Source organism: Clostridium sp. AM43-3BH (assembly GCF_003479985.1).
Lineage (GTDB): Bacteria > Bacillota > Clostridia > Lachnospirales > Lachnospiraceae > Otoolea > Otoolea fessa.
Genome location: NZ_QUIH01000007.1, coordinates 208,548 through 218,546, shown reverse-complemented (window position 1 = coordinate 218,546; position 9,999 = coordinate 208,548). Strand labels below are relative to the sequence as shown.

The window sequence follows — 9,999 nt, the reverse complement described above, 5'->3', positions numbered from 1 at the left end:
GAAAAGCGGTTCCAACAATAGCAAAACCCTGCAAAAGCAGGGCTTTGTCTACAGTCTGTGATTGTGCTTAATACTTAAGCCAATCTCCCATTCAATATCTTTTCTCTTTATTACAATATCTCTAACATCACCTTTTATGCCTTGACCATCCTTTTGGAATTCAAGAGTAAGCTCATCATTATCCATTTCAGCCATTCTTGGCTCAAGTTCTAATACTGTATTAACTGCAGCTCCAGCAGATATCATAAATGTTTCTTGCATATCTTCATCCATTAAAGACCATGCTTTTTCATTTGCTATCAAACTTGAATTTTCAACAATTCTTGTTTTCCTTAACTCAGCTATTGCCTTATATAAAGTTTGAATCCATGCATATTCATATGCTCTACCCTGATCATTACTCTTTGTACTCACTTTTTTCTCATTAACCTCCTTAGCATCAATAGCATCTCTATCAATTTCAACAGCCGTACCCTTTCCCTCAAGATACAATTTTATTGCTGTAGCAATCTCATATGCTAAATTCACTGGAACAGCATTACCAATCATTTTATATGCAGTATTTGTATCATTGTATATAAATTTAAAATCATCCGGAAATCCCTGTACTCTTGCAACTTCACGAATTGTCATTCTTCTGTAAAGATGTTCTTTTCCTTCTACAAATCTACAATCGTTAGTTCCAACTTTTACCATCTTAGGAGCCTGTGGATGTAACTGACATTGACGTCCAGATGCCTGAACTGTAAACGCTTGTTCATCCCAGCCTTTAACACGATTACGACTCATAAATATAGGTGAATAAGCACCTGTGAAATATTCGTTATTATTTATCGCTTTTGGATTATGTCGATTCTTTTCTCCTGAAGGAACTGCCATATCCTGCAAATCCCAAATTATATCACGTAAGGTAATCTTCTTAGAATCATCTTTAGTGGACCCCTTCGGAAAACCAAAGTCTATATTCAAATCTTTTCTAAACCCTATGTAAAATACTCTTTTCCTTTCTTCTGCAACACCATAATCTTTAGCATTAACCAATGTAAAAGAAACATCATATCCTGCCTCATCAAATAATTCTAAAATATTCTGAACCGCAATTGAATGTCTATTTGCAAGCATTCCACTTACATTTTCCGCTAAAAAAAACTTTGGCTGGAATTCTTTTAATATTCTTATATAATCAAAAAACAACTGACCTCTTGCATCCTTAATTCCCTTAAGAGATCCTGCTTCCGACCATGACTGACAAGGCGGTCCCCCTATGATGCCATCCACTTCTCCATCTATATATTGTGCTATATCATCTCTTGTAACCTGTCTGATATCCCCCTCTATTAAATGTGTATTAGGATGATTGACCTTAAACGTTTCCCATATTGTTTTATCAAATTCATTCGCTACAGGTATATTAAATCCAGCTTTCTCAAATCCTAAATCAAGTCCTCCACAACCACTAAACAAGCTAATTACATTCATCGAATTTTGCTCCTTCATTCTCGTTCTTTTTTATTATTTTCGCTGCCTCGATAAGTGCTGTCCTTCGTACAAATTCGCTATACGAAGCATATGCCTCTAATCTAGCTGCCTGCTTGAATTTATCTAATTCTTCTTCGCTCACTCGTATGCTTATTGATATTGATTTTTTCACTATTTGACACCTCCGACTACTCATCATTCTACCTTCTATAGTATGTCATTGTCAATACTTTGTTGCACAAACAGGTGTTCTTTTGTAGCATTTAATACTGGAATATAAAAAGCTCCGGCTAATCCAATTACAGATTAGTCGGAGTAATGTGAAAACTTTTATATATCTGTTTTCTTCAAAGTTTTTAATTCTGCTATATACTGTCTGCCGACTTACTCCAAAAGTATTTGCAACTTTTGTAACCGCTATGCCAATCAGATACAGCAGATACAATCTTTCTTCATCTACGCTCTTTCTGTATTCCTCATTATATTGATACAGTTGCTCCGCTGTTTCGAGTATTTTCCCTTTTCTCTCTTTGCAGTACTCCACAAATTTTCTGTCATTGTAATAGTTCTCCATAATCCAGACTGCTACTGCACTTTTGCTAATGGGATTTTCATTTTCATCCACGAACTCGCTAATTGAATCTTTCTTCTGATATAGTAGCTTTATGGATAATTCGTCACAAAACATCTCGTCATATAGAACCCAAACCTTTTCCAATGTTTCCATATTCGCTGCACGTTCCTTCCTGCTCACATTTTTTTCAAAATTTCTAATTACTATGTAATACCATCCATGCCCTTCTGAATGCTGTTTCTTTCCTGCCCACTGCTATTCTTCTACTTTTGCTGTCAGTACAATTTCCTATCAACAGTCCGTTCCACGTTTTTTCTGCTCCTGCAATTTATCATATAACAACTGCAATCTTTCCAAAATGATAGCAATGTCAAGACACATATTATTTTCTATGAAAGTAACGGTTCATACTCTCCCACGCTCTCAATACCGTCGTAATTGTAATATCCTCTATAAAAATTCTCTTTATCAAGAATACGCTTCACAAGCATAGCGTTAAAGTCAGCACCTTTTCTGCCCTTGTGTCCTTCCATTTTCATAAACTCTGCTATGCTTTTCAGCGTCATATCTGGAAAACTCTGCTTAATCTCAAATACTCTCCGTACCGCTTTTGCCTCTGTTGCATTTACATATAATTTTTTGCCACCACGCAGACTCTCATAACCAAACGGAGCGCCACCACCTGCATAACCACCGCCCTTGGCTTTCTGCAATCGTCCACGTTTTAATTTCAATGCTATCTCCAACCGCTCATACACATCCAAAAGTTCAAACATCCCATTTACAAAAATTTCGTTTGGATTTTGCGTGTAGATTGAATAATTCGGTCTGTCAATCGCTTTAATATCCACATTGTTCTTTTTGAGTTCTCTGTGTAGCAGAACCTTTACCAAGTCTGACCGCCACGCTCAATGCTCATTTCGTCCTCGTTGGCTTTCGCTCCGCTGATACCCTCGTCCTTGAATATTCCTACCAAGTTGTAACTTTTGGAACTGCAATATTTTTCAATTTCCGCACGTTGCTCCGCTAGGGAATATCCTTGTTTGACCTGTCCCTCTGTTGACACCCTTATGTAGCCATATACATTTTCCATGTAACCGAACCTCCGTTATAAAAATTTATTTTATAACAGCAATTTCATTTCCGGTTATTAAACTGGATAACAACTATTTTATTAACCCCTCTTAAAATAACTAGAAACCATCAACTTTCATAGATACTTTTTTTAATAGCAAAATTTCTTATATGTATATTCCATTTATTCACTACTCCGTCTTTTGGAAAATAAATTACGTTTCTCAACCGTAATCATTGGTTCACCATAGTAATCAATCCTAACTATATCACTTTCTTTAATTCTTATTTCTTCATCATACCCATTTACATATCTGTTTACAATTATCCATTCTCCATGCTTCCTTATACTTCCAGCCTCGGCAAATTGAGCCCTTTCACTCCCCTTTACATAAATATCCGCATATCTATTATCCAAAATGAAAGCCACATCACAATAATTGAGCAAACAGATTATCCAAACCATTAACAATATAATAAATATACCCTCTACTATCCAAGAGTATTTTTTCGAAACATCTGCCAACAAAGAAATTGCATATATTAAGTAAAGTGTAATTACAAGTTTCCTCTTTAGCTTACCATCCTGCCAAAACTCAATTTTACTATTATAACTTTTGCAATTTCTAAAAGTGATTATAGCATTGATTCCTAAATACCAAATTCCACAAATAATATATGAAAAAACCACACCTTTCCAATAACAAAGCATTTTTTTAGCCACAAGTGTAATCAGCAAATTTATCGCCATCATTTTATAAATTTTTATTATAATATCTGGAAAAGTTGGTATTTTTCTACATTTCAGCATCCAATACCCCAATTCTTTATTCTTTTCCTTAAGATCACGCTCGTTTTTTACCCATCCCAACAGAACTATAACTATAGGTATTACCACATAATACATTATCTCACTATCAAATATCTTTAGTAAAATTTCTTTCATCTCTCTAAATTCCTCTTTTCATATACTTATTAAAACAAAATAAGTAAATCATAGGTAAAAACTTAATTACAAAATGTTCAAAAGCCCTATTTTACTACATTCTAACCATTTTATTATAGACTGCCGTGGCAAACCATGAGCACTTTTATTTTTTCTCGCATAGCTTGGTATAACCTCTATTTTCCTTGTATTTACAAGGGTTCTATCTATTTCTCCTTAGAACCCTATCTCGATATATCTTAGCATATTATTTCTTACTCTTAGTAGGTAAAAGCTGTACAAATGGCTGTAAATTTTACCACTCGTACAGCAGCCCTATTTTTTCTCCCAGTGTTATACCGCACTCACTCTTTTTGATGGTGTATAAATAAAGTTGACAGCCTATTCTCAAGGATTTCATAGTATAATCAAGAGAATAAGGAGGTGCCCAACTATGGCACGAAGTCAACGTAAGTACACCATTTGTAAACGCATAAGTTCCGCCGCAAATTATCCAGAAGTACAATCTCTCTCATGATTTGTGCAGGAAGCCATTGCACAATTAACTGCACCTAATGCAAATGAACCTTCTGCTTTTTTAATTTCCGAAACATTACTTTGGAAATTAAAGTCTTATCTAATGATATATTTTGTGCCTTTGCCTTTTCCTTCCACTGCAATCACACCTTTTTGACACATTTCTTTTAGCAGCTTTATTGTCTTTGATTTACCGAAAGGTACATATGGTGCAACTTCGCTGATTGGCTTCAACATCGTCTTGCTTAAAAGTTTATAGATCACGATTTCGTCTTCTGTCAGATCCGCATTTTTTTCAAATATCGGAAGCACAATTTCTATCGCATTTTCTGAAACTTCAAAATCCGGTTTTATCAAACTTTCTGCATACAGTTGTTTTATTCTTGTAATTCCCGTTCCGAATATCTCTACAAATCCCAATCTGTAAAATACATTGGCAAGATTTCTATTTCTTAAAACAGAAAGTTTACCAGACAGATATTCTTCCTCTGTGATTCCAGACGGCAATCCGCCAGGAGAAACTATTTCAATTCGATCATCAAACATCGAAACTCTGATTTGCGAATTCACGTCCCACACTCTATGAATCAGAGCATTGGCGATTGCTTCCCGGAAAGCAGCTTCCGGTACTTTTTCCATCTTCTTTCGATCAGCACCTTGTATTACTTCATATTGGTAATAGTCTCTGAATACATCGATTGCCTTTTCATAAACCTCTAAAACCGATATATTTTCAAAAGTCGATCTCTTTTGAATGATGCTGATATTTTCTCCAAATTTGACAATATCGATTCCCGGAAAATGATTTTTATCTGCCAAAAGCCCTGCTGCATTATTGAATCCATTTACATCGTCATATAAGTTCAATGTCTTCAGTGTGTCCTTATCAAAATTTTCAATCCGGACAGTCTCTTTCAGCTTACGATGTAAAATTTCAAAGGACAGCTCCTGATCTTTGCAAGGCAATTCTTCAAATCGAATATTTTTTCCATCCAATACAAGCCTTGAAAATTCCAGAGTATCTACCTCTATCGTTGCTGTATCATTCCGCTTGTATGCTTTCGATTTATATAGATACGGCTTCTGTAATCCGCTTTTCACAGTAAGCTTTATCGTCTGGTCATTATTCTGTACCTCAAGCGTATAATCCGGCTGCGGTGTAATGCTGTCATTGATTTTATTTTCAATATCCAAGCAGGCTTGTTTTACATCCGGCAAACCTTTTATATTTCCATCATCATCCACTCCAAAAAAGATGGTTCCGCCGTCATAATTTGAAAAAGCACTGACTGTTTTTAAAAAAGTGTTGGTAATCGTTTCCTTGAACTCTAATGTTCTTGTTTCACGCATATCAATCGCCTCCATTTCTGTCTTATATATTATATGCAGAAATGCGCAAAAAAGCAATCGTATTTTTTTACGATTGCTTTTTTGATTACTTTTTGTTGTGTGCTCATAAATAAACTTTCTTTCTATACTGATTGCCCAAAGATTCCTGAATTGGTGAAACAATGTTTTTCCAATTTGAGCATGAGTAAATGCCTTATAGTAAGTGCGTTATCCTCTGCTTTTCCAAATGACTTTCCAATCTTTTGTGTGTATCGGCTAATTAAAAGTATTTATTTACAAAAATGCACAGTTCCCGATAAGCTAAGAACTGTGCATTTCTTTTTTCTTCAATTTTACAATTTCTCTATTTTTCAAACAAGAACTTCTCGATTTCAAATGGCGATAAATAAATCTCTCCACCATCATCAGTTTAATTTTCGTTTAGATTAACGATTTCTTTTTCCTGTATTCTCTGTCCCTCGGATTTCCTCATGATAGAAATAATCTACGATCACCGGATGTCCCTGCGGGACTCTGCCATAAGGCATTTCATTATCCACAAATGGGCACTCATACTTCTTGGCCATTTCCTCAGCTTTTACTTCAAGTGCTTCAAAGTAGCTGCGGTTATGCTTGTTATAGATCTCGTCGTAAAGTGGTACAAGATCAGGATATTTTCCGGCGATATAATCCATAATTGTCTTTTTGAAACCGCCTCGAAGATTGAGATTTTCGAGCCAGAACAGATCGCACTGATCCTTTACCCGCTCAAAGATTGCTTCAAAATTCGTGATACCGGGAAATACCGGAGATACGAAACAGACTGTACGGATACCTGCTTCATATACCTGCTTCATAGCAGCGATACGGCGCTCAATGCTAGAAGCAGAGTCCATATCGTTCTTGAAATTTTCATCTAGTGTGTTGATCGACCATGAAACGGTTACTCGTCCAAGCTTCTTCAGCAGATCAATATCTCGTACCACAAGATCCGACTTTGTGCAGATCAGAATATCTGCGTCACTGCCGATCAGCTGCTCCAGAAGTTTTCTGGTATTCCCGAATTGCTCCTCCTGTGGATTGTAGCCATCTGTCACAGAACCGATGACCACCCGCTGTCCGGCATATTTCTTCGGATTCTTAATTTCCGGCCAATGCTTCACATCAAGGAAAGTGCCCCATTCCTCCTTGTGTCCGGTAAAGCGCTTCATAAAAGAAGCATAGCAATACTTGCAGGCGTGTGTACAGCCTACATATGGATTGACCGAGTAACCGCCTACAGGCAGACTGGACTTGGTCATGATGTTCTTTGTTTCCGCCTCATTAATGAGGATTCCATTTATTACTTCTGCCATGATCTCTGTACCTCCAACACTTTATTGAATTCATCCGGCATTTCCTGAATCATATTTTCATTCCCTATGATAGGGACAAGATCTTCCTTCATAAATACCGGAATGTCAAGCGCATGCGCCTGATCTGTCAGAGACCATGCCCACTCCGGCTCCGTATGAACCTTCCTGCTCTGAACTCCAGTCATGGTGCCGACAACGATCCAGTTGATCCCGGAAAGATCAACTGAACCTGGATTGTCGAATAGCGGCTCAAAGGTAACATGATAGTGTTTTGCTCTGACATTTTCCCGTAGTGCGTCAATACGCCACAGTTCTGCTTTTCTCGTCACCGTAACACCAAACCATGCGTTTTCCAAATCTGTATCAAAATCCAGCAGATCTGGTCGCTTTGTAAGGAACAGGAACTGATGCTGTGGATTTTCACGGATTTTTTCAAATACCTCGTCTCTCCATTCTGACTTCCAGCCGGAAAGATCGCTCATGCCGGTAAGAAGAAAGTTCTGCGGACGTTTCTTTTCCATCATCTTGAGCTTACCCGGAAAGAATTCAGGGTCAGCAAAGTCATCAATCATATGCCAGCGTTTCACATTATTGCGGGCGTAGCAATATGCACACCCCACTGTACATCCGATGACGATATTCATGTTTTGAATCTGATCTTTGATACAAATACTCATGATTTCTGCCACTCCTCAAGATTCTTTCTGATACGGTCGAGGTATTCCTCAAACTGGGTAATTTCTTCCTCCGAAAAACCTTTGTAGTAAATACTGCCCATTTTATCAGATACAGAATCGTATTCGTCCTTTAAGGCATGTGCTTTTTCAGTCAGAAACAGGAGTGTTTTCCTTTTGTCCGTTTCAGACTGAACGCGTCTTATCAGCCCTTTATTTTCCATTCTTTCCAGCATCGTAGTAAGAGAAGTTATCGCTAATCCACATTTAATCGAGAGTGATCTGATTGAGATTCCATCTTCCTGCCACAGCACATAAAGAATACGCCCCTGGGCTCCGTTAAACGCATCAATATTCTTTTCGCTGAGAATCTTCTCAAAGATTCGATCTCCAAGTTGTTTTATTTTGGTAACAAGAAATCCGCCATTCATTTTCATACAAAAACTCCTATATAGTATTTTATCAAATAATACTATATAGGAGTTTTACTGTCAACAGTTTGTATGTCTAAGTAGAAGTAAATTCCGATTGTTCGAGCTTTTCAAATACTAACGTACTTAATTCTGTTCAATAAGTGATTTATAGTAGTTACCAAAGTCAGCAAGTGAATTAACAATTGGAAGCATTTTTGCTCCGAGTTCCGTTAATCCGTATTCAACTCTCGGTGGCTGCTCATGGTAATCGTGGCGATATGCCAGTCCATCACTCATCATTTGTCTTAAACTATCTGTCAAAACCTTTTGTGAAATACCATTTGACCTCCTGCCTTACAGTTCCAATCTTGTAGTACTTTCCCTCATACTCAAGTACATCACCAAAGAGTGCCGGAGTTGTTGTTATCTCCTTAACTCCTGTGACAAATACCTGAGATATTGTTTTCATCATCGACCAGCCATGATCAATGCCCATTACTTCTAATCTGTTATCTGCGATACTGACTTGGATTTTCGGTTTTGATATAACAGCGCTGCCTTATCCCACCGCTAAATTGGTATAAAAATAAGAACTAAATTAGTGCTAACCCCTTGATTTTACTGGGTTTCTCTAACTTTGTCCTTATTATAACATCATCATCCTGGAACGGATGAATCCGCTCAAACTTCACATGAAAGTCCAGAATGTCCTCAAAGGTCTTTTCTTCTTTGGCATTATATTCCATCAGCAATACCTTCATTTTATCGGCAACTTCTTCCGGAAGGGCGGTATCCATACCGCCGACTTCATTCGGAAGTTTCTCATAATCGCCAACCGCATACCAATCTTTTCTGGAATCGCTGGTGCCGTTCTTCAAAACCAAGTGAAGCTCTTTGATGAATTTTTCCGTCAGAGCTGCTTTTGCATGATCAATGATCATGTCAATGCAGCAGAAGTGATTTGCTGTTTCAATCACATCATCCACGTTCAGCACTTCTTTTTCTACACCGATGGTGCTGGTTTCAAAGATATATCGGGGCTGATCGTGGGTCATTCGGCTTCCTTCTATATGGTTGGAATAGTATGTCAAATCAATCTGTGTTTTGTGGTAGATCCCTCCGGAGTATTTACTTGCCTTCTGCTCTTTCAGAATATCCAACAGTGTAACACTTTTTGCCGACATATGAAATGCAATTTCTGGATACAGAACGCCGGACTCCATCGAAAATGAAGTCCGGCAAGGTATTATCTATATACGGTTTCTCTTCAATTTTTTGAAACTTGCTTTTAAGGAGTATATACAGTTTATGCCACAGATGCAGGGCAAATCTGAAAAGCAGCGGTGACGAAACTGAGAGCACGCTTCTCATACAAAGGCATCTGACTCCTATCAGACCCAACCTTAAATATCCTATTAACCTCCGCCCAAAGAGAAACAGGGATTTCATGTATCGAGCAACTCAAATCTCATCCCTATTATATTTCTTAACGTGACCGATGTGCATTCTGTCTTTTCGTCATACCTTAAAATATTTTTGCAGCACATGTGAGTATTTTCCTTGTAATGTACAATGCAGATTTTTCTGCATATTCCCTTAACTGAACCATGCTTTCCGCCATCGAAACCGGCAGCCTGAG

11 protein-coding genes and 2 pseudogenes are annotated in these 9,999 nt (G+C 37.6%); all 13 read right to left on the bottom strand.

Annotation, left to right across the window (positions count from 1 at the left end; all coding sequences use genetic code 11):
- Positions 1-48: 48 nt before the first annotated feature.
- Positions 49-1,479, bottom strand: coding sequence for a HaeIII family restriction endonuclease (locus DW931_RS12540; RefSeq protein ID WP_182429131.1), 1,431 nt, complete (start codon positions 1,477-1,479; stop codon positions 49-51).
- Positions 1,466-1,651, bottom strand: coding sequence for a DUF1778 domain-containing protein (locus DW931_RS12535; RefSeq protein ID WP_118468590.1), 186 nt, complete (start codon positions 1,649-1,651; stop codon positions 1,466-1,468). The genes DW931_RS12540 and DW931_RS12535 overlap by 14 nt, the downstream gene beginning before the upstream one ends.
- 51 nt (positions 1,652-1,702) lie before the next feature.
- Positions 1,703-2,206, bottom strand: a complete 504-nt coding sequence (locus DW931_RS12530; protein WP_118468487.1) for a helix-turn-helix domain-containing protein — start codon at positions 2,204-2,206, stop codon at positions 1,703-1,705.
- A gap of 236 nt (positions 2,207-2,442) precedes the next feature.
- Entirely contained in the window at positions 2,443-2,904 is a 462-nt protein-coding gene (locus tag DW931_RS12525) for a recombinase family protein (RefSeq protein WP_207664451.1), read from the bottom strand.
- Positions 2,905-2,939: 35 nt separating this feature from the next.
- Positions 2,940-3,146: a recombinase family protein gene (locus DW931_RS16105; RefSeq protein WP_207663374.1), complete on the bottom strand. Its 207-nt coding sequence runs from the start codon at positions 3,144-3,146 to the stop codon at positions 2,940-2,942.
- 165 nt (positions 3,147-3,311) lie between these two features.
- Positions 3,312-4,073, bottom strand: a complete 762-nt coding sequence (locus DW931_RS12520; protein WP_118468489.1) for a hypothetical protein — start codon at positions 4,071-4,073, stop codon at positions 3,312-3,314.
- Positions 4,074-4,685: 612 nt separating this feature from the next.
- A complete protein-coding gene (locus DW931_RS12515) occupies positions 4,686-5,939 on the bottom strand; it encodes an ATP-binding protein (protein WP_107001346.1) in 1,254 nt (417 codons plus the stop codon).
- A gap of 425 nt (positions 5,940-6,364) precedes the next feature.
- The gene (locus tag DW931_RS12510) at positions 6,365-7,273 is read right to left on the bottom strand and encodes a radical SAM mobile pair protein B (RefSeq protein WP_118468491.1); all 909 of its coding nucleotides are present in this window, start codon (positions 7,271-7,273) and stop codon (positions 6,365-6,367) included.
- Complete coding sequence (locus tag DW931_RS12505) at positions 7,261-7,950, bottom strand: radical SAM mobile pair protein A (protein WP_118468493.1); 690 nt, start codon at positions 7,948-7,950, stop codon at positions 7,261-7,263. The genes DW931_RS12510 and DW931_RS12505 overlap by 13 nt, the downstream gene beginning before the upstream one ends.
- Positions 7,947-8,384, bottom strand: coding sequence for a radical SAM mobile pair system MarR family transcriptional regulator (locus DW931_RS12500; RefSeq protein WP_118468495.1), 438 nt, complete (start codon positions 8,382-8,384; stop codon positions 7,947-7,949). Before DW931_RS12500 ends, DW931_RS12505 begins: the two co-directional genes overlap by 4 nt.
- A gap of 120 nt (positions 8,385-8,504) precedes the next feature.
- Positions 8,505-8,702: pseudogene (locus tag DW931_RS12495) on the bottom strand (helix-turn-helix domain-containing protein); the annotation flags it as partial.
- Positions 8,701-8,912 (bottom strand): annotated as a pseudogene (locus tag DW931_RS12490) (plasmid segregation actin-type ATPase ParM); the annotation flags it as partial. The pseudogenes DW931_RS12490 and DW931_RS12495, both read right to left, overlap by 2 nt.
- Positions 8,913-8,953: 41 nt before the next feature.
- Entirely contained in the window at positions 8,954-9,544 is a 591-nt protein-coding gene (locus tag DW931_RS12485) for a Fic family protein (protein WP_333491456.1), read from the bottom strand.
- Positions 9,545-9,999 lie beyond the last annotated feature (455 nt).

Excerpts from the sequence above, each read along its gene's own strand:
- DW931_RS12540 (WP_182429131.1), bottom strand. The coding sequence starts at position 1,479 with ATGAATGTAATTAGCTTGTTTAGTGGTTGTGGAGGACTTGATTTAGGA.
- DW931_RS12530 (WP_118468487.1), bottom strand. The coding sequence starts at position 2,206 with ATGGAAACATTGGAAAAGGTTTGGGTTCTATATGACGAGATGTTTTGT.
- DW931_RS16105 (WP_207663374.1), bottom strand. The coding sequence starts at position 3,146 with ATGGAAAATGTATATGGCTACATAAGGGTGTCAACAGAGGGACAGGTC.
- DW931_RS12520 (WP_118468489.1), bottom strand. The coding sequence starts at position 4,073 with ATGAAAGAAATTTTACTAAAGATATTTGATAGTGAGATAATGTATTAT.
- DW931_RS12515 (WP_107001346.1), bottom strand. The coding sequence starts at position 5,939 with ATGCGTGAAACAAGAACATTAGAGTTCAAGGAAACGATTACCAACACT.
- DW931_RS12510 (WP_118468491.1), bottom strand. The coding sequence starts at position 7,273 with ATGGCAGAAGTAATAAATGGAATCCTCATTAATGAGGCGGAAACAAAG.
- DW931_RS12505 (WP_118468493.1), bottom strand. The coding sequence starts at position 7,950 with ATGAGTATTTGTATCAAAGATCAGATTCAAAACATGAATATCGTCATC.
- DW931_RS12500 (WP_118468495.1), bottom strand. The coding sequence starts at position 8,384 with ATGAAAATGAATGGCGGATTTCTTGTTACCAAAATAAAACAACTTGGA.
- DW931_RS12485 (WP_333491456.1), bottom strand. The coding sequence starts at position 9,544 with ATGTCGGCAAAAAGTGTTACACTGTTGGATATTCTGAAAGAGCAGAAG.